Origin of the sequence: Arsenophonus nasoniae DSM 15247, assembly GCF_000429565.1 — a bacterium.
Lineage (GTDB): Bacteria > Pseudomonadota > Gammaproteobacteria > Enterobacterales > Enterobacteriaceae > Arsenophonus > Arsenophonus nasoniae.
The window spans coordinates 19,854-39,813 of record NZ_AUCC01000001.1; the positions used below are offsets into that span (position 1 = coordinate 19,854).

At 39.2% G+C, this 19,960-nt stretch carries 18 protein-coding genes; 11 read left to right on the forward strand and 7 right to left on the reverse strand.

From position 1 onward, the window contains the following. Positions 1–23: 23 nt before the first annotated feature. The 6 genes from panF to acuI all read right to left on the reverse strand — a co-directional run bounded on the left by panF (position 24) and on the right by acuI (position 5,336). A complete protein-coding gene (gene panF, locus G468_RS0100100) occupies positions 24–1,472 on the reverse strand; it encodes a sodium/pantothenate symporter (RefSeq protein ID WP_026821338.1) in 1,449 nt (482 codons plus the stop codon). Next, positions 1,462–1,704: a YhdT family protein gene (locus tag G468_RS0100105; protein ID WP_026821339.1), complete on the reverse strand. Its 243-nt coding sequence runs from the start codon at positions 1,702–1,704 to the stop codon at positions 1,462–1,464. Before G468_RS0100105 ends, panF begins: the two co-directional genes overlap by 11 nt. A 126-nt stretch (positions 1,705–1,830) precedes the next feature. Beyond that, on the reverse strand, positions 1,831–3,177 hold the full coding sequence (gene accC, locus G468_RS0100110) for an acetyl-CoA carboxylase biotin carboxylase subunit (protein ID WP_026821340.1): 1,347 nt from the start codon (positions 3,175–3,177) through the stop codon (positions 1,831–1,833). A gap of 11 nt (positions 3,178–3,188) precedes the next feature. Next, complete coding sequence (accB, locus tag G468_RS0100115; RefSeq protein WP_026821341.1) at positions 3,189–3,659, reverse strand: acetyl-CoA carboxylase biotin carboxyl carrier protein; 471 nt, start codon at positions 3,657–3,659, stop codon at positions 3,189–3,191. A 17-nt stretch (positions 3,660–3,676) separates the two neighbouring features. Next, positions 3,677–4,174 carry a type II 3-dehydroquinate dehydratase gene (gene aroQ, locus G468_RS19315; protein ID WP_051296894.1) on the reverse strand — a complete coding sequence of 166 codons (498 nt, stop codon included), beginning with the start codon at positions 4,172–4,174 and terminating at the stop codon, positions 3,677–3,679. Positions 4,175–4,358: 184 nt separating this feature from the next. Next, a complete protein-coding gene (acuI, locus tag G468_RS0100125) occupies positions 4,359–5,336 on the reverse strand; it encodes an acrylyl-CoA reductase (NADPH) (RefSeq protein WP_026821342.1) in 978 nt (325 codons plus the stop codon). Positions 5,337–5,957: 621 nt separating this feature from the next. Between acuI and mreB the strand changes: the two genes are divergently transcribed. The 10 genes from mreB (at position 5,958) to G468_RS0100175 (ending at position 17,677) form a co-directional block, all read left to right on the forward strand. After that, the gene (mreB, locus tag G468_RS0100130; protein WP_026821343.1) at positions 5,958–7,001 is read left to right on the forward strand and encodes a rod shape-determining protein MreB; all 1,044 of its coding nucleotides are present in this window, start codon (positions 5,958–5,960) and stop codon (positions 6,999–7,001) included. Positions 7,002–7,104: 103 nt separating this feature from the next. Then, a complete protein-coding gene (gene mreC / locus G468_RS0100135) occupies positions 7,105–8,091 on the forward strand; it encodes a rod shape-determining protein MreC (RefSeq protein WP_026821344.1) in 987 nt (328 codons plus the stop codon). 42 nt (positions 8,092–8,133) lie between these two features. After that, on the forward strand, positions 8,134–8,622 hold the full coding sequence (gene mreD, locus G468_RS0100140; protein WP_026821345.1) for a rod shape-determining protein MreD: 489 nt from the start codon (positions 8,134–8,136) through the stop codon (positions 8,620–8,622). A gap of 42 nt (positions 8,623–8,664) precedes the next feature. Then, the gene (locus G468_RS0100145) at positions 8,665–9,261 is read left to right on the forward strand and encodes a Maf family protein (protein WP_034249109.1); all 597 of its coding nucleotides are present in this window, start codon (positions 8,665–8,667) and stop codon (positions 9,259–9,261) included. Beyond that, the gene (gene rng / locus G468_RS0100150) at positions 9,251–10,720 is read left to right on the forward strand and encodes a ribonuclease G (RefSeq protein ID WP_026821347.1); all 1,470 of its coding nucleotides are present in this window, start codon (positions 9,251–9,253) and stop codon (positions 10,718–10,720) included. Before G468_RS0100145 ends, rng begins: the two co-directional genes overlap by 11 nt. Positions 10,721–10,774: 54 nt before the next feature. Then, entirely contained in the window at positions 10,775–14,596 is a 3,822-nt protein-coding gene (yhdP, locus tag G468_RS0100155; RefSeq protein WP_026821348.1) for an AsmA2 domain-containing protein YhdP, read from the forward strand. Then, positions 14,586–15,443 carry a deaminated glutathione amidase gene (gene nit1 / locus G468_RS0100160; RefSeq protein WP_026821349.1) on the forward strand — a complete coding sequence of 286 codons (858 nt, stop codon included), beginning with the start codon at positions 14,586–14,588 and terminating at the stop codon, positions 15,441–15,443. Before yhdP ends, nit1 begins: the two co-directional genes overlap by 11 nt. Before the next feature lie 15 nt (positions 15,444–15,458). Further along, positions 15,459–16,904: a metalloprotease TldD gene (gene tldD / locus G468_RS0100165; RefSeq protein ID WP_026821350.1), complete on the forward strand. Its 1,446-nt coding sequence runs from the start codon at positions 15,459–15,461 to the stop codon at positions 16,902–16,904. Positions 16,905–16,924: 20 nt separating this feature from the next. Then, complete coding sequence (locus tag G468_RS0100170; protein ID WP_026821351.1) at positions 16,925–17,386, forward strand: ribonuclease domain-containing protein; 462 nt, start codon at positions 16,925–16,927, stop codon at positions 17,384–17,386. Next, a complete protein-coding gene (locus tag G468_RS0100175) occupies positions 17,387–17,677 on the forward strand; it encodes a barstar family protein (protein WP_246067290.1) in 291 nt (96 codons plus the stop codon). It begins immediately after the preceding gene. Here the strand turns inward: G468_RS0100175 and yjgA are convergent. Continuing rightward, positions 17,674–18,213, reverse strand: a complete 540-nt coding sequence (gene yjgA, locus G468_RS0100180) for a ribosome biogenesis factor YjgA (protein WP_026821353.1) — start codon at positions 18,211–18,213, stop codon at positions 17,674–17,676. The genes G468_RS0100175 and yjgA overlap by 4 nt on opposite strands. A gap of 182 nt (positions 18,214–18,395) precedes the next feature. On the opposite strand from yjgA, the gene pmbA reads away from it, so the two are divergent. Further along, positions 18,396–19,736, forward strand: coding sequence for a metalloprotease PmbA (gene pmbA, locus G468_RS0100185; protein WP_026821354.1), 1,341 nt, complete (start codon positions 18,396–18,398; stop codon positions 19,734–19,736). Positions 19,737–19,960: the final 224 nt, after the last annotated feature.

Consider the following 19,960-nt stretch of genomic DNA (forward strand, 5'->3'; position numbering starts at 1 on the left):
TATTCTCTTCAGATCGTGGGTTATTAGCTAATTTTTATCGATGTAGATAATAATTTTTTCTCACCTACAAAATTACCAATTAAAAAAGCAATCAAACTCAATAATAGTGATGGTACGATGTGATGAAAATTTAAAATTTTAACATCAAACGCGGTAAATAATGTGTAAGAGAGGGCACCAATAATCATTGAACTTAATGCACCAAAACGATTTGCTCTTTCCCAATAAAGTCCGAGTATTAATGGCCAAAGAAAAACAGCTTGTAATCCACCAAAAGCCAGTAAATTTAACCAAATAATCATTTGCGGTGGGTGCCAGGCGGCTAATAGTAATAAAGCACCAAGAATGAGGGTAGAAGCACTTGAGATCCAGGTTAATTTTTTCTCTTTTTTTATCTCATTTGGTGCAATATTTAAATATAGATCTTTTATGATAGTTGCTGAAGATTGAAGCAATTGTGAATTAATTGTTGACATAATGGCAGCCATTGGGGCTGCAAGGAAAATTCCTGCGGCGAATGGAGGTAAAACCGTGATCATTAATGTTGGGATCACCTGATCCGGAATAGTTAAGTTCGGTAAAATGGCTCGACCCAATGCTCCTGCTAAATGCATTCCTAACATTAAAATAACCATTACAATGGTGCCGATAATGATCCCACGGTGCATCGCTTGGCTATTTTTATAGGAAATGCAGCGGACAGCAGTATGTGGTAAGCCAATAACCCCAAAACAGACTAAAACCCAGAAAGACACCATAAATGGCATGCTAAAGATATCATCAGCCCCTTGTGGCGTAATCAGTTTGGGATCAATCGCTTTTAGGGTCTCTGTTGCTGTGGCCAGGCCTCCCGCCTTGTGAACTGTAGCAACCAGCAGAATAATTGTTCCTAGTAACATAACAAAGCCTTGTAAGGTGTCATTAAGGACACTGGCTCTAAAGCCACCAAAGGCAGTGTAAAGTGCAATCGAGATACCAAATATTAATAATCCTATTTCATACGGAATATTTGCCGCTGTTTCTAGCAGACGAGCGCCACCAATAAATTGAACCGTCATAGCACCGAAGAAAGCGACCAGCAAACTAATACTCGCGATCCATACCAGTAAACGGCTTTGAAAACGAGCATACAGCATGTCATTAAGTGTTACCGCATGATAGCGACGCGCTAAGATGGCGAATTTTTTACCTAAAACGCCAAGCGAGAGCCAAATAGTAGGCACCTGAATTAAGGCAAGTAGCACCCAGCCAAGGCCATATTTATAGGCTGCTCCAGGACCACCTATGAAAGAACTTGCACTGATATAGGTTGCGGTGATAGTCATCGCTAAAACAACCCCACCCATAGAGCGATTACCTAGAAAGTGTTCATGCAAAAATTCGCCTTTTTGGCGTCGTAGATAGGCATAAATAGACAGTAAAAAAACCAATAATAAATAACCGATAAGTGGTAAGAGGATTTCAATTTGCATCTTTATCTTCCAACGACATTTGTTTAAAAATAAATTTAACCATTAAGATACAAAGTAAAATAAAAATCAGCGGTAAATATAAACATGAAAGTTCAAACCATAATGGCATCCCTGTTATACCCACTTTTTCACCCGGGAGGTAGGCAGCCATAATCCAACTACATAAATAAGCAACGGTAAGAAAAGCTGACCAACGAGCTTCTTTGTTGGATTGCAGAAAACGTTTGTCCATTGTTTCTCCTGGTAGTAAAAATTTAATCTGAGGATTTGTATGTTGGTTAACGATTATATGCAGAAAAATTATCAAAAATAAGGGTACATTCAGTACCCTATTGCAATGAAAGGTAAATAGAAAAGTTTATTCCTGTGATCCCAGTTTTTTTTCCAGGTAATGGATATTGGTACCACCTTTGAAAAAATTGCTGTCATCCATAATTTTTTGTTGTAATTCTATGTTAGTTTTAATGCCATCAATGATTAATTCGGATAAGGCATTTTTCATCCGAAGAATGGCAATTTCGCGGGTTTCACCATAAGTAATTAGCTTACCAATCATAGAGTCATAGTAAGGTGGAACTGTGTAACCGGCATAAATGTGTGATTCCCAGCGTATACCAAAACCACCAGGAATATGGAGGCGAGTAATTTTACCCGGACTTGGTAAAAAGGTATTGGCATCTTCGGCATTAATTCGGCATTCTATTGCATGCCCATGAATTTTGACATCTTTTTGTTTAATAGATAGGGGTAAGCCGGAAGCGATCCTTAACTGTTCTTTAATCAGATCAACCCCAGTGATCATTTCTGTCACAGGGTGTTCGACTTGAATACGCGTATTCATTTCAATAAAGTAGAACTCGCCATTTTCATAAAGAAATTCAAAGGTACCGGCTCCACGATAATCGATATCAAGACAAGCTTTTGCACAGCGTTCACCAATGCTCTTACGCATATCCGCTTTTATACCTGGCGCAGGTGCTTCTTCAACGACTTTTTGGTGACGACGCTGCATTGAACAGTCACGTTCGGCTAAATAAATCGCATTGCCTTGACCATCAGCAAGTACTTGAATTTCAATATGGCGAGGATTTTCTAGAAACTTCTCCATATAAACCATACTATTATTAAAAGCCGCTTTCGCTTCGGCGCGCGTCAAAGTAATAGCTTGTTCTAGATCACTTTCATTACGAACAACGCGCATACCGCGGCCACCACCACCACCAGAGGCTTTAATAATAACCGGGTAGCCAATTCGATTAGCAATCGTTTTATTGGTTTTAATATCATTTCCTAAAGGTCCATCTGAGCCTGGAACACAAGGAACACCGGCTTTTTTCATGGCTTCAATGGCAGAAACTTTATCGCCCATAAGACGAATGGTTTCTGGTTTAGGGCCAATAAATATAAAACCAGAGCGTTCCACTTTTTCGGCAAAGTCGGCATTTTCAGATAGAAAACCGTAACCAGGATGAATAGCTTCTGCAGCAGTAATTTCTGCTGCTGAGATAATTGCTGGAATATTAAGATAACTTTCAGCTGAAGCGGCAGGCCCGATGCAGACGGTTTCATCAGCAAGTAATACATGTTTTAAGTCGCGATCAGCGGCAGAATGCACGGCAACAGTTTGTATTTTTAGTTCTTTACAGGCACGTAAGATGCGTAAAGCGATTTCGCCACGATTGGCGATAACAATTTTTTTAAGCATAGGATGCCTCGTTATTCGATGATAACCAATGGCTCGTCAAATTCAACCGCTTCTCCATTTTCCAGGAGAATTGCTTTAACTACACCTGCTTTGTCAGCTTCGATCTGATTCATCATTTTCATCGCTTCGACAATACATAGAGGATCCCCTACCTTAACCGTTTGTCCGACTTCAACAAATGGCTTTGCTTCTGGACTAGGCGCTCGGTAGAAGGTACCAACCATTGGTGAACGAACAGTATAACCACTGATCTCGGCTTTTTTCTCATTGGTTGTTTCAGGTAAAATTTGAGAAGGCGCTATGGCGTTTGCTAAAGCTGGTTGATGTGTGGTGGGTGCTGCCATATACTGTTGTAAAGTTGGTAAATTCTGCACGATTGTACGGCTAATACGCACTGATTCTTCACCTTCCGAAATTTCTAGTTCAGAAATGCCAGATTCTTCAACAAGCTCAATTAATTTTTTAATTTTACGAATATCCATAAGTTAATTCCGTATTTTTATTCTTTACATTTATTAGATTTAGGTTCACCGTCGGCATCTAATTCTTCAACACGTATTAAGAATTTAACCGCAGCTTCTAATGCAAAAATATAACTGTCAGCTCGAAAGCCACAAATGACGCCGTTTGCAATATCAGAGAGATAAGAGTGATGCCTAAATGGTTCACGTGCATAAATATTAGTAAGGTGGATCTCATAAAAAGGAATGGCAACGCTTAATATTGCATCTCGTAATGCCACACTAGTATGCGTTAATGCTGCTGGGTTAATCAATATAAAGTCTACTTTCCCTTGAGCTTGATGGATTTTATTAATCAGCTCATGTTCCGCATTAGATTGAAAATGACTTAATTTAACTCCTAATTGTTTTGCTTTTTGGCTCGTTTGGTTAACAATATCCTGAAGTGTAAGACCACCATAGAATGATGGTTCTCTTGTTCCCAACATATTTAAATTTTGGCCATTTAGCAGCAAAATGTGGAAATCTTTTGTCATTTTGCGGGTATCTCCGACTGATAATTGATAATTTGACAAGATAACTCGATGCTAATAGTTTGTCATCTTTTTCTCATAATGGAAACGTTTATTTTGACGACAAAGAACGATATTATCAACATTTCATAGCAATTAGCAGCAAAATTTTAGTTTAATCAGCAAAGTTGTCTCGAATATTAACCAGTTAACGTATTTTTACCAGTATTCGGCCAGTGATTTGGTTGTTGATTAATTTATCAGCATAATCAATCACTTTTTCTAACGGGATCTCGGTTGTTGTTAATTGATAAAAACTGTCGGGTAATAAATTGGCTAACCGTTGCCAAACCTGTGGGCGTTTTATCGTTGGAACCATTACAGAGTCGATCCCTTGCAGTCTTACATTACGCAGAATAAAAGGCATCACTGTTGTTGATAACCTAATATCAGCGACCAGACCACAGGCTGCTACCGTCCCTGCATAGCACATTTGTGAAATAACCGTGGCTAAAATATTGCCACCAACGGTATCAATAGCACCTGCCCAGCGCTGTTTTTCTAAAGGATGAGGTATTGTAGTAAACTCTTTACGAAGCAGCACTTGCTGAGCGCCAAGCGCTTTTAAATAATCGATATTACTTTCTCGACCAGTTACTGCTGTGACGGAATAACCAAGTTTAGCAAGAAGTTGTATTGCGGTACTACCTACACCACCACTGGCGCCAGTCACAAGAATGTTGCCTTTATCATATGTTACTCCGTTTTCTTCCAAAGCCATTATACAAAGCATGGCGGTAAAACCAGCGGTACCGATTATCATGGCTTGTCGCAACGTCATTTTTTCAGGAATAGCGGTTAACCATTTGGCTGGCACTCGGGCTTGTTCTGCTAATCCCCCCCAATGGTTTTCACCAACTCCCCAACCCGTCAGTAAAACTTGCTGGCCGGCTTGAAATTTTGGATTTGTTGAAGACTTAACAATCCCGGCAAAATCGATACCTGGTATCATCGGGAATTGGCGGATAATTTTTCCTTTACCTGTAATAGCTAAAGCATCTTTGTAGTTTAGTGTAGACCAATAAATATCTACAGTAACGTCTTCCGAAGGCAAAAGTGTGTCGTCGATCGATTTTATATTGGCTTTTAATACTTGATTTTCTTGTTCTAACAGCAGGGCTTTCATAAATTGTGGCCTTTGAATTTGCATAAGGATGCTTCAGTATAAAGTTATTTCCGTTATTTCGGTGGGGGATAAAAGTCTCAATGATAAATAAATTGTAAATATGTTTTTTTACTAGCGCCAATAGGGAGTTATCAGGCAGAATACGGGTTTATTATATTTAGTTGAAAAGAAATTTTTTCTTCTATAAATAATTACGTACAGAATTAATATTTACATTTAAATTATTTTTTATTGTTACTTAGATAAAGTATTAATATGGAAGACTTTTATACTTTAAGGTAATATTAAAAAGTGAATTGACCTTGCTTTGAAGCATATGTCAACTAATAATTATGTAGCGTCATATAAACTTAATATAGTGATCTATTTTAATGTAAAATAGTTAAATTTCTTGTTAGAAAATTTTATATTAAGTGCATTAAGTGATTTTTATGATGGTATTGTTTACTTTATACTGTAATCGATTATAGAAAATAAGCAGTAATAACGGTTTTTTGTATTGTAAAAAAATTGGCCACTTTTTATTGAAGCGATTTAATTAACTCCTTGTCGTTGCTTCATGTGGTTGGTAAAGTAGACGGATTTTCATTCGTTTCCAGCTTGCAGGATTATCCTTTCGTTATGTTTAAAAAAATTCGTGGCATGTTTTCCAACGACTTGTCTATTGATTTGGGTACCGCCAATACTCTCATCTATGTCAAAGGACAAGGTATTGTGTTAGACGAACCGTCAGTTGTGGCTATTCGTCAAGATCGCGCAGGCTCACCTAAGAGCGTTGCTGCAGTAGGTCATGAAGCAAAACAGATGCTAGGTCGGACGCCGGGTAATATCGCGGCTATTCGTCCAATGAAAGATGGCGTGATTGCGGACTTTTATGTTACTGAAAAAATGTTACAGTATTTTATCAAACAAGTTCATAGCAATAGCTTTATGCGTCCAAGTCCACGCGTCTTAGTTTGTGTGCCTGTAGGTGCGACCCAGGTAGAACGTCGTGCAATCAGGGAGTCGGCACTGAGTGCTGGCGCTCGCGAGGTTTTCTTAATTGAAGAACCTATGTCAGCTGCAATTGGGGCTGGTTTGCCGGTTTCCGAAGCAACAGGTTCTATGGTGGTTGACATTGGTGGTGGAACGACAGAAGTTGCTGTTATTTCATTGAATGGTGTTGTTTATTCATCATCGGTACGTATCGGCGGTGACCGGTTTGATGAGGCGATCATTAATTATGTTCGTCGTAATTATGGTTCATTAATTGGTGAAGCAACTGCTGAGCGGATTAAACACGAAATCGGTTCAGCCTATCCTACAGATCAAGTTTACGAAATTGAAGTGCGCGGTCGTAATTTGGCTGAAGGAGTACCACGTGGCTTTACCCTTAATTCGAATGAGATACTTGAGGCGCTGCAGGAACCTTTAACCGGTATTGTTAGTGCCGTTATGTTAGCTTTGGAACAATGTCCACCAGAATTAGCTTCTGATATCTCTGAACGAGGTATGGTTTTAACCGGTGGTGGTGCGTTATTGCGTAATTTAGATCGTCTTTTAATGGAAGAAACAGGCATTCCTGTCATTGTTGCTGAAGATCCATTAACTTGCGTTGCACGTGGTGGTGGTAAGGCATTGGAAATGATCGACATGCATGGTGGTGATCTGTTTAGTGATGACTAGACGTTAGCCAATAGAAGGAGGAACTTAAGGATGGCGCTCCTCCTTACTTTATGTAAAGTGATGTTAATGTTTAACGTTTATTTATTTTTTATTAAAGTAACTCATGAAGCCGATCTTTAGTCGAGGGCCATCCCTACAATTGCGTATTATTATTGCGATCGTTGTTGCAATCGCGCTGGTTGCTTTTGATCGTCAATTTGATACTTTTAATAAAATACGTAGTTATTTAGATACGGCTGTTAGTCCTTTTTATTTTTTGGCAAATGGCCCGCGAGAACTGCTTGATAATATTTCAGATACATTGGCGAGAAGAGATCAACTTCTTTTTGAAAATAAGGCATTGAAGAAAGAGGTTTTATTAAAAAAAGCAGATAATTTATTACTTGGACAACTTAAACAGGAAAACGCTAGATTACGTGAGCTATTGGGGTCACCTCTACGTCAGGATGAACACATGATGGTTACTCAAGTGCTCTCAGGTGCAAATACGCCTTATCGAGATCAAATTGTCATTGATAAAGGTTTACATGATGGTGTTTATGAAGGTCAGCCTGTTATTAGTGATAAGGGTGTTGTTGGACAGGTTATCGCAGTGAGCCAGTTTAATAGCCGTGTTTTACTGATTTGTGATACAACGCATGCATTACCTATACAAGTATTACGTAATGATATTCGGGTGATTGCAGTGGGTACAGGATGTAGTGATGATCTTCAACTTGAACCTTTACCCGATAATATTGATATACGTATTGGTGATGTGATAGTCACTTCTGGTTTAGGCGGACGTTTTCCCGAAGGGTATCCCGTTGCGATTGTCTCTTCCGTAAAGCATGATACCCAACGCGCTTATACGATTATTCATGCACGACCTACCGCAGATTTACAAAGACTACGCTATCTTTTATTGCTATGGGGAAACTCTAGCGATCCTTCTCATCCTTTACCTCCATCAGAAGTATATCGAGCAGCAAATGAGCGTTTAATGAAGATTCTGCCCCAGGTGCTTCCTAGCCCAAACGAGCTTCAAGGGCCACCACTACCAGCAACAGAAATGAAAAATGTCGAGCAACCTCCTTTGGTCGCTCAATAGGAATTGTTACCGTGAAATCAAGGCAACTAAAGGAAACATAGAATGGATCAATACCGTGGTAATGGGCGGTGGATCATCTGGCTGTCCTTTTTAATTGCAATAATTCTGGAACAAATGCCCTGGCCTGAGCAGTTTATTTATTATCGGCCCACATGGTTAGCATTAATTTTAATTTATTGGGTTATGGCTTTACCGCATCGAGTTAGTGTCGGCACCGGATTTTTTTTAGGGATCTTAATGGATTTGATCCAAGGCTCAGCACTTGGTGTACATGCATTAGCTTATAGCTTGATTTGTTATTTAGTATCGTATAAACATCAGCTTCTTCGAAATATGGCACTGTGGCAACAATCGCTTGTTATTGCTGGATTATCAGTGGTTATGAATTTTACAATATTCTGGGCGGAATTTCTCTCTTCCCTTGTTTTATTTCATCCTGAAATATTCTGGAATTGTTTGATTAATGCCATCTTGTGGCCTTGGATGTTTTTATTATTGCGCAAAGTTCGACGTCAGTTTTTAGTTCGTTAAAAATGGGCAGCCAATTGTCTATTTTTTCTGAGAGTTTTTTCTATGGTAAATAGGATTTATTTAGCGTCAGCTTCGCCAAGAAGGCGTAAGTTAATTGAACAGCTAGGATGGCTATTTGACATTATTCTTCCTGACATATCTGAATTATGGTGTGAAGGAGAGACACCCAGTAAGTATGTTATTCGTTTAGCATGTGAAAAATCACAAGCGGGTGTTGATATGGCGACCAAACCGTATCCAGTATTGGGGGCGGATACTATTGTTGTAAATGACGGAACTATTTTGGGTAAGCCTAAAGATGAAAACCATGCTGCGCAGATATTAAGACAACTTTCAGGTAGAACACGCCAAGTGATGACTGCAATTGCGTTCTCAGATAAACAGAAGACATTGTATGATTTGGTTGTCACCGAAGTAACATTGCGACGATTAACAAATAAAGAAATCGATCAATATATCTTGTCAGGTGAGCCTATGGATAAGGCAGGAGCTTATGCTATCCAGGGTAAAGGTGGCTGTTTTGTTAGGCGGATTGTCGGAAGTTATCACGCTGTAGTGGGGTTACCGTTAGTTGAAACAGATGAATTATTGACTAAATTTCTAGCGTTAAATAATAGGAAGAAGAGCTATGGTAGCTGAACTATTAGTCAATGTAACCCCCTCTGAAACACGGGTGGCTTATATTGACGGTGGCGTGTTACAAGAAATTCACATTGAGCGTGAAGCTAAAAGAGGAATTGTAGGTAATATTTACAAAGGTCGTGTGAGTCGAGTTTTGCCCGGTATGCAGGCGGCCTTTGTTGATATTGGCTTGGAAAAATCTGCTTTTCTTCATGCCTCTGATATTATGCCGCATACTGAATGCATTGCTGGTGATGAACAAAAAAACTTTCATGTACGTGATATTGGCGAATTGGTTCGGCAAGGGCAAGATATTATGGTACAGGTGGTTAAAGATCCGCTTGGAACAAAAGGCGCTCGTCTAACAACGGATATCACATTACCATCCCGTTATTTAGTTTTTATGCTGGGCGCTTCTCATGTTGGTGTTTCCCAACGTATTGAAAGTGAAGAAGAACGACAACGTTTGAAAAGTATTGTTGAACTATTTTGTGATGAAAATGGTGGCTTCATTATTCGTACTGCGGCAGAAGGAGTAGGTGATGATGAATTGGCTCAAGATGCCGCCTTTTTGAAGCGTTTATGGTCTAAAATTGTTGAACGTAAAAAACGTCATAAGTCTCGTATGCAGATCTACGGCGAACTGGCTTTAGCCCATCGTATTATTCGTGATTTTGCCGGTGCATCATTAGACCGTATCCGGGTTGATTCAAAACTGACTTTTGTTTCATTAAAAGAGTTCATTGATGAATATGTGCCTGAAATGACAGTAAAGCTTGAACTGTATCAAGGGCCATTACCAATATTAGATCTGTATGATGTTGAGAAAGAAATTCAGCGAGCTTTAGAACGTAAGGTTGAATTAAAATCTGGTGGCTATCTGATTATTGATCAAACTGAAGCCATGACCACCATTGATATTAATACTGGTGCTTTTGTTGGTCATCGTAACCTGGAAGAGACCATTTTTAATACCAATATTGAAGCGTCACAAGCTATAGCGAGACAGTTAAGGTTACGCAACTTGGGTGGTATTATTATTATCGATTTTATTGATATGCTTGATCCTGAACATCGTCGCCGTGTTTTGGCATCGCTGGAGCAATCTTTATTAAAAGATCGGGTCAAAACCACTATTAATGAATTTTCGCAATTAGGATTGGTAGAGATGACTCGCAAAAGAACGCGTGAAAGTCTTGAACATGTTCTATGTGATGAATGCCCAACTTGCCAGGGTAGAGGAACGGTAAAATCGGTAGAAACTGTCTGTTATGAAATTTTACGTGAAATTGTTCGTATAAATCGTACTATCGATGCTAATCGTTTCTTAGTTTATGCTTCACCCGCGGTTGTCGAGGCATTAAATGGTGATGAATCTCATGTATTGGCGGAAGTAGAAATTTTTGTTGGCAAGTCGGTCAAAGTTCAAATTGAGTCACTGTATAGTCAGGAACAGTTTGATGTCGTTATGATGTAGTTATGTTAGCGGCTAGATTGCCATTGTAGTAACTTCTTTTGGAAGGAGAGATGGGTGAAACGACTACCTAAGGTATTGGTAGCCATAAGCACAGTAATCATACTTATTATGGCATTAGCCATTATTGGATTACGTCTTTTTCTTCCTCAAATTAATGAATACCGAAATCAACTTGAAGGACAAATTCAAGCGTTAACGGGGATACCGTTTAAAATTGGTCATATTGAAGGTGAGTGGGTCTCTTTTGGGCCAGTATTGACGATTTCTGATGTCAGTGTTACCACTGAAAAAGTCAATATCAAGGTAAAGAAAGTAAAGTTTTCATTTGATATATGGCGTTCACTATTTTCTTTACATCTACGTTTTCGCGATATTATTTTCTATCAATTAAATGCAGATTGTTATAAACCTCTAGAATTCGGCAGTGAAGGTGATTTTAGTCATATTGATTTAGATGCCTTAGATGAACTGTTTTTAAAGCAATTTGATTATTTTACGCTGAAAGAAAGTCGAATCACTTTTTTGACGCCATCAGCAGAAAAAAGAACATTAAAGATCCCGGAGCTAACCTGGTTAAATCAAAATGAATATCATCGAGCACAAGGATTTGTCAATCTTGATAGTGTGCAACAGCAACAAGATCAGGATGCCATTCAAATTAAACTCAACCTTCGTAATAAAAATGGTGTGATTAATGAAGGAACGGTTTACTTACAGGCAGATAATGTTAATTTGCGCCCTTGGTTAAGTCGTTGGTTACGGGATAGTACTGGACTACAGAATGCAGTGTTTAGTCTTTCTAGCTGGATTACTATCAAAGATAGCCGTATCGAAGGTGGGCAACTACAGCTACATCAGGGGCAGGCAAATTGGCAGGTTGATGAACAAGAGCATCAGCTGGCTGTTGATGATTTATTGCTAACCCTGCAGCGCCAAGAAAATGGTTGGTTATTTAATATTCCACAATTACAGCAATTAAAAACCGATCAACAACAATGGCTTGAAGGCCAAATTTCTCTACTCTATTTACCCCAATCAACAGCAGATGAAAATCTTTGGCGTATACGGGTTAATAATATTCAATTAGAACGATTAAGATCTATTTTGCCTATTTTCTCTTTTTTCACGCCTGAATTTATCAGTGATTGGCAAAAACGTCAGCCAAAAGGGCAACTCATCGCATTGGCATTGGATATTACTCCTGATAAGCCAGAAAAGGCGTTAATTGATGTAACTTGGCAAGATATTAGCTGGATACGTTGGAAAGATTTGCCATCAGTTAGCCATTTTAGTGGTTCATTGCGCGGGAGTCAGCAAGGAGGGGTATTTTCATTTAACTTAAATAACAGTGTTATTGAATATGCGCCGATGTTTAAAGCACCATTAGAAATTTCTACCGGACAGGGAACGATTTCTTGGTCAGAAGAAGACAATTCACGCCAGATTTGGAGTGAGAATTTGCAGTTGCAAGCAAAATCACTATCGACAACCGGTGATTTTCGTTATCTAGCAATAAAAGATCAGCCACCGATATTAAGTATTTTGATTGGCGCACAATTGACCGATGCGGGTGAAGCATGGCGTTATTTTCCAGCAACCTTAATGGGCAAAGATTTAACTGATTATCTAACAAAAGCAATTATTGCTGGCCATGTTGATGCTGCCACTATGATTTTTCATGGTGATCCGGCTGATTTTCCTTTTAAAAAGAATAACGGGCAATTTCAAGTTTTTGTGCCACTACGAAACGCAACTTTTAAATATCAACCTGATTGGCCGACAATTTTTGATTTAGATATCGATCTTAATTTTGAACGTAATGGACTTTGGATGTCGGCGTCTAATGTAAAATTAGGCGAAGCTACAGCGTTGGATCTTAGTGCAAGTATTGCTGATTATAGTCAGTCGAAATTATTAATAAAATCAAATATTAGCGGCGATGGAAAAGCGATCCGTAATTATTTTAACCATAGCCCAATGGAGGGTTCGATTGGTAAGGCATTAGATGCAGTGAAAATAGGCGGTAATATTAATGGTAAATTGGTGCTTGATATTCCGTTGGAGGAGAATAGTGGCAGTGTGATTGCCAGTGGTCAAGTTGATCTTAATAATAATCAGGTCGATATTACAGCTATTGATAGTCAGTTGAAACAGCTAACAGGACGTTTTTATTTTCGTAATGGTGATTTGAAGAGTGAAAAATTGCAAGCTTTATGGTTTGGCCAACCGATAAATTTAACATTCAATACCACTAATCAGCGGCAGAATTACCAGATCAATGTTAATGTTGACGGTAATTGGCAAGCTAAACAAATAGCCATTTTGCCTAAATCGATTACACGTCATCTGGCAGGTAGCACAGCTTGGCAAGGACAGATTAATATTGAATTGCCCAATCAACTAAAGCGAAATCCAACCTTATCTATTGCGCTCAATAGCAAATTAGGCCAGCTTCGCAGCCAACTTCCTGCTTTGGATTCTCAGCAACTGAGGCAATTAGGTGATATGCAAATTCGTGCTAGTGGTGATACCCGGCAGTTGCAAATTTATGGTGATGTTGGTCAGCAAGTTAGCTTTAATACTGAATGGCAATTTACTGACAAGCAAGTCCGTTTACTAAAAGGTGCTATTCAGCCTTACATACCCAAACGGGTTGTTCTGCCCAATAGCCCGTTAATTATGATCAATTTACCTGAAATTAGTGATCCAAAATGGCTTTCATGGTTGGCTTTATTTTCTTCAGTAAACTTAGCGCCACAAAATTATGGTAAATCATTTGTGCTACCGGATATCACTATTGTTAACTTACCAAAGATCACATTTGCCAAACAGCAATGGAATAATATGGTATTTACCATTAATAAAACGGCGGAATTGACGAAAATTGTTGCACAGAGTGATATGTTAAAGGGAAACTTGACTATTCCGAAGCAGGGCAACTGGCAAGCTAAGATCAACTATCTTTATTTCAATCCAGAAATTTCATCCCAACAGCAGAATGACGTGACAACAAATAACATTGCGCAAAAATATGATATTTCTGCTTGGCCCAATATAGATATTTATTGCTCAGAATGCTGGATTGCCGGCTATAAACTTGGTGAGCTTAAAGCGCAAATTATGCGGAATAGACAGACACTTATTTTAAAAGAGGGATCGTTAAAAAATAGTGCCACTAATTTGAAAATCTCTGGTATATGGCAGGCAGATCAACAAAACCGTACCAGCATAAGAGGGATATTAAAAGGTAATCGCTTTGATGATTTGGCCGCTTATTACGGCATACTAGTACCTATTAAACAGGCACCCTTTAAAATTGATTTTGATTTAAATTGGGCAACAGTACCATGGCAACCTGATGTTAATAGTTTGAACGGTAATCTGAGTTTTCATTTAACTAAGGGAGCAATTGCTCAGATGGGAGGTGGTGGTGCCGGTCAGTTGTTGCGTTTTGTTAGTTTCGACGCACTGCTGCGTAAATTGCAGCTAGATTTTAGTGATACTTTTAGTAATGACTTTGAGTTCGATTCCATTCGTAGCAGAGCCAATATAAAAAATGGTATCTTAAACACCGATGATTTTTATATTGATGGTTTAATGGCTGATATTGCAATACATGGCAAAATTAATTTAATTCGTCGTGATATGAATTTAGAAGCTATTATTACCCCTGAAATTTCAGCCACTGTAGGTGTTGCAACGGCGTTTGCTGTTAATCCACTGGCCGGTGCAGCCGTGTTTGCTGCAACTAGAGTATTGGGGCCATTATGGAGTAAAATATCGGTTATTCGTTATCGAATTACCGGTAGTCTGGAACAACCAAAAATTGATGAAACTTTGCGTCAATTGAAGGAGAATCAACAGGATGACAAGTGACAATATTGCACTCTTACAATTGTGTAGTGGTAAAAATACTAAACATAACCTTGCTCAGATAGAGCAACAAATTAAACAATTGCCGAATAGTGTGAAATTGGTTTTAACACCGGAAAATGCACTGTTGTTTAGTGATAATGTCAGTTACCGTAATTTTGCTGAATTACAGGGAGAAGGTCCTTTACAAGGTGCAATTGCTGAAATGGCTCGCCATTATCAAGTATGGATATTGGTGGGTTCTATGCCACTAATTAGTCGAGAAGATCCTGAACTTATTACGAGTAGTAGTCTGTTATTTGATGATAAAGGTGAAATTCGCGCTCGCTATGACAAAATTCACATGTTTGATGTGAATATTATTGAAGATGAACAAGGTATTTATAATGAATCTTCAATTTATCAACGTGGTGAACATATTACCGTTGTTGATACACCGGTTGGCCGTTTGGGAATGACAATTTGTTACGATTTACGTTTTCCCAGTCTGTTTCAGGCTTTAAGAAAGCAAGGGGCGGATCTGATAGCTGTGCCCGCTGCTTTTACCCGTTTAACTGGTGAAGCACACTGGGAGCCACTTTTAAAAGCCCGTGCGATTGAAAATCAATGTATTATCATAGCGCCGGCACAAATAGGTGTGCATGGTCAACGTCGTACTTGGGGTCACTCAATGGTGATTGATAGCTGGGGCAATATTCTCCAAGAAAATACAGATGCAGTTAGCGCATTAACCCTTAATATTGATAAAGCTAAAGAAAGCCTAATTGGTGTCCGTGAACAGATGAAAGTCGTAAAACATAATCGCTTCCGTACGAGTTTGATGCCATTGATTCAGCACGAAACAAAATAGAAAGAGTAAATAAATATGAGTTTAACCTCTGTTAGTGAATATTTGCTGACATCCAACGATCTCAATCATCAACATCTGCAAGAGGTTTTAGGATCACTCGCAGAGCGACATTTAGATTATGCTGATCTCTATTTTCAGTCGAGTTGTCATGAAGCATGGGGGTTGGAAGACGGAATTATTAAAAGAGGATCCTACAATATTGATCAGGGTGTAGGTATTCGTGCTATTCGTGATGATAAAACCGGGTTTGCTTATGCTGATCAGATTACTTTACAGGCATTACAGCAAAGTGCGAAAGCAGCACGAAGCATTGTAAATCAAGGTGGAAAGGGTAAAGTAGGTCTAATCAATCCGGTCGATTTTGAACATTTATATTCTGCGATTGATCCTCTGCAAACAATGAGCCCGGAAGAGAAAATAGCCTTGTTGCGGCGTGTTGATCAGGTTGCCCGGGCCGAAGATCATCGAGTGCAAGAGGTTGATGTAACGCTATCTGGTGTTTATGAACATGTACTTATCGTAGCAACAGATGGTACATTAGCGGCTGATATTCGCCCACTAGTACGCTTATCTGTTAGTGTGTTAGTTGAACATGATGGCAAGCGTGAGCGGGCAGGCAGTGGCGGTGGTGGTCGTTATGGTTACCAATATTTTCTTGCAACAGAGCAGGGTGAAGTTCGGGCGGAACATTATGCCCGAGAGGCTGTACGTATAGCATTGGTTAATCTTGCCGCAATTGCTGCACCGGCAGGAACAATGCCTGTGGTACTAGGGGCTGGTTGGCCAGGAGTTTTACTACATGAGGCAGTTGGCCACGGTCTTGAAGGCGATTTTAATCGTCGTGGAACATCTATCTTTAGTGGCAAAATAGGTCAACAAGTTGCTTCACCACTTTGTACCGTAGTTGATGATGCGACGTTAGTCGGGTGTAGAGGATCTTTAGCCATTGATGATGAAGGGGTGCCAGGTCAATATAATGTCTTGATTGAAAACGGTATTTTAAAAGGTTATATGCAAGACAAAATGAACGCACGCTTGATGGGGGTTTTACCAACTGGCAATGGTCGCCGTGAGTCTTATGCGCATTTGCCGATGCCGCGGATGACAAATACCTATATGTTAGCGGGACAGTCAACTCCTGAAGAGATAATAGCCAGTGTAGATCGTGGAATTTATGCCCCTAATTTTGCGGGTGGACAAGTTGATATTACCTCTGGCAAATTTGTGTTTTCGACCGCAGAAGCCTATTTGATCGAAAAAGGGAAGATCGCGCAGCCGATAAAAGGAGCAACATTAATCGGTGCGGGGAAAGAGGCAATGCAGCAGATTTCCATGGTTGGCAATGATCTCAAACTTGATAGCGGTATTGGTGTTTGTGGTAAAGAAGGCCAAAGTGTTCCTGTTGGTGTTGGCCAACCAACATTAAAGCTTGATAGTATTACAGTTGGTGGAACTGCATAATAAAATTTTTGGATTATTGGATGAATAAAAAAATTGTTATCTTGGTAATATTAGCCATATTAATAGGTGCAGGTATTTACTTCAAATGGAATAGTCTGCACCAGGCAGAAGTTATCGGGCAAAAGGTAAAGCCAACAGCTGTTCACAATATTGACCAGTTAACTGCACAGGAAAATGTGGTTAATTATCTACGGCAATATCATAGATTACCTGATTTTTATATCACGAAAAGAAAAGCGCAACAAAATGGTTGGAGCCCAAGAGAAGGTAATTTATGTCAGGTTGTGCCGGGTAAAGCGATTGGTGGCGATAGATATAATAATCGAGAAAAATTGCTACTCTCTGCGCCAGATCGGCAATGGTATGAAGCTGATATCAATTATCACTGTGGTCATCGAGGGAGTGATCGGTTGCTTTACTCATCAGATGGATTGATTTATGTAACTTTAGATCATTATAAAACCTTTTCAAGAGTGAATTAAATGATGCATTGTGTTGAGTTTGATTTTCGTGAAATAGACAATCTGACTGATTTTTATCAAAAAGCGATATCAGTTTTTGAATTGCCAAAATGGTTTGGCCAAAATTTAGATGCTTTGTGGGATGTGTTGACTGGGGAAATTGCTTTACCGATAGTGGTTATTTTTTCTCATATAAATCAACATCAGTTAACAAAATTTGCTGAAGTAATAACGGTTTTTAGAGAAGCGGAACAAACATTGGGAGGGCAATTAATATTTCATTGCCGCGCCTCCCAATCTGATCCAGTTTAGGCACTTTCAGATAGTGTTTTTAGATACTGAAAGAGTTGACGATAGGCTTTAGCCGGTTTATTTGCCTCTCTTTCTTTTTTACAATTACGTATTAATGTACGTAGCTGTTGACGGTCAGCTAAGGGAAATAAAAGTATTACATCTTCAATCGCATTATCGCCATTCTCTAGTAATTGATTACGTAAAGCTTCAAGCTTATGTAATATAGCGATTTGTTGATTGTGCCGATTTTTTAGTTTATCCAACGCGTCATAAATAGGTTGAGGATCTTGCGCTCTGAGTAATTTACCAATAAATTGTAACTGGCGTCGACGTCCTTCACGCTTAATTTTTTGCGCTAATTCAACGGCTGCTAGTAGTTCATCATCAAGGGGGATTCGTTCTAGTTCATGTTTACTAAGTTCAACCAGTTCAGCTCCCAGCTTTTTTAGCGCTTCGGCATCACGCTTGATTTCGCTTTTACTGACCCAGATGATTTCATCCTTATCGAGATTATCGGCGTTATCATCGAACCAGTTATCGGGCTGTTTTGCCATTGCGGCTTTCCTCTTAGCAAGACGTAGGATTATTTTATTTCAGAATGATCTGTCGTCGGGTATGTTAATATCTTATCTCTATTGTAACTGGGAAAATAGATTTAATGCTATAGAGGATTTATTTTCCGCTGAGGATAGGTATTGGTTGAGTTGATTTTATTTTCTATTTTTGGATGATATCAATGAGTTTGACGGAACAGGTTTTATTACAACGTAAACAATTAGAAGAAACGGTTGAATATGCATTATCATACGCTAAAGAGCGTTGTGATGCGGCTGAAGTAGCTATTAATAAATCAACAGGTATCAGTGTAAGTACCCGTTTTGGTGAAACTGAAAATATTGAATTTAATAGTGATGGTGCTCTCGGTATCACAGTTTATCATAAGCAACGTAAAGGCAGTGCATCATCCACTAATTTACATCCAGAAGCTATAAAGCGTACTGTACAAGCCGCTATTAATATTGCTCAGTATACCTCAGAAGATCCTTTTGCGGGTTTGGCAGATGCTGAACTTTTGACTTATCAATCGCCTGATTTAAAACTCTTTTATCCCTTTGATATTGATGCCGAAAAGGCAATCCAATTAGCAAGTCAAGCGGAAATATCTGCTTTAAATGCCGATAAAAGGATCAAAAATACCGAAGGTGGAAGCTTTAATAGTCATTATGGTATCAGAGTGTATGGTAATACTCACGGAATGTTACAGAGCTATTGCTCCAGTCGCCATTCAATGTCAAGTTGCGTGATTGCGCAGGCGGATGGTGGTATGGAACGTGATTATGCTTATACCATTGCCCGCCGATTAGAGGATTTGCAATCACCACAATGGGTTGGACAGGAGGCTGCTCGCCGAACGGTAGCCCGGCTTTCGCCGCATAAATTATCGACTATGAAGACACCGGTCATTTTTGCTGCTGAAGTCGCAACCGGTTTATTTGGTCACCTGGTTGGCGCGATTAGTGGTACAAATATTTATCGAAGATCCTCTTTTTTATTAGACAGCCTGGGTAAGCAAATTTTTCCTGCTTGGTTAACCATTCAGGAGAACCCGCATCGGATTGGTGGGCTTGCGTCATCGCCTTTTGATAGTGAAGGAGTCAATACAATTCAACGTAATATTATTGAGCAAGGAATATTACAAACTTGGTTACTGACTACTTATTCAGCACGTAAACTTGGCTTGCGGAGTACGGGTCATGCGGGTGGTATTCATAACTGGCATATTGCCGGCCAAGGATTAGATTTTGCTGCTCTGTTAAAAGAAATGGGGACAGGATTGGTTGTCACTGAATTGATGGGGCAGGGAGTTAGTTCGGTAACGGGCGATTATTCGCGAGGAGCAGCTGGATTTTGGGTCGAAAACGGAGTAATACAATATCCTGTCAGTGAAATTACAATTGCCGGTAATTTAAAACAGATGTGGGCTAATATTGTAACAATAGGCAATGATATTGAAACGCGAAGCAATATTCAATGCGGTTCAGTATTATTGTCAGAAATGCATGTGGCTGGTCAATAATTCAATTATTACTAACAAATTGCTGTTTAAGGCTGAAAAATTGGTTGAAAACCAGTCGATTAAAGTAACGTGCATCTTATCGCAACAGCCAACATTGGCTGCTACGATAGAGTCAGTCATTTTGTTGTAATTAGCCCACTAGCATTCATGTTGTGGCAGAATGATTTTAGCTACAATTTGCCACAGCATTTTATACTAGCTTTTAAAAATAGAGTTAGCTGATA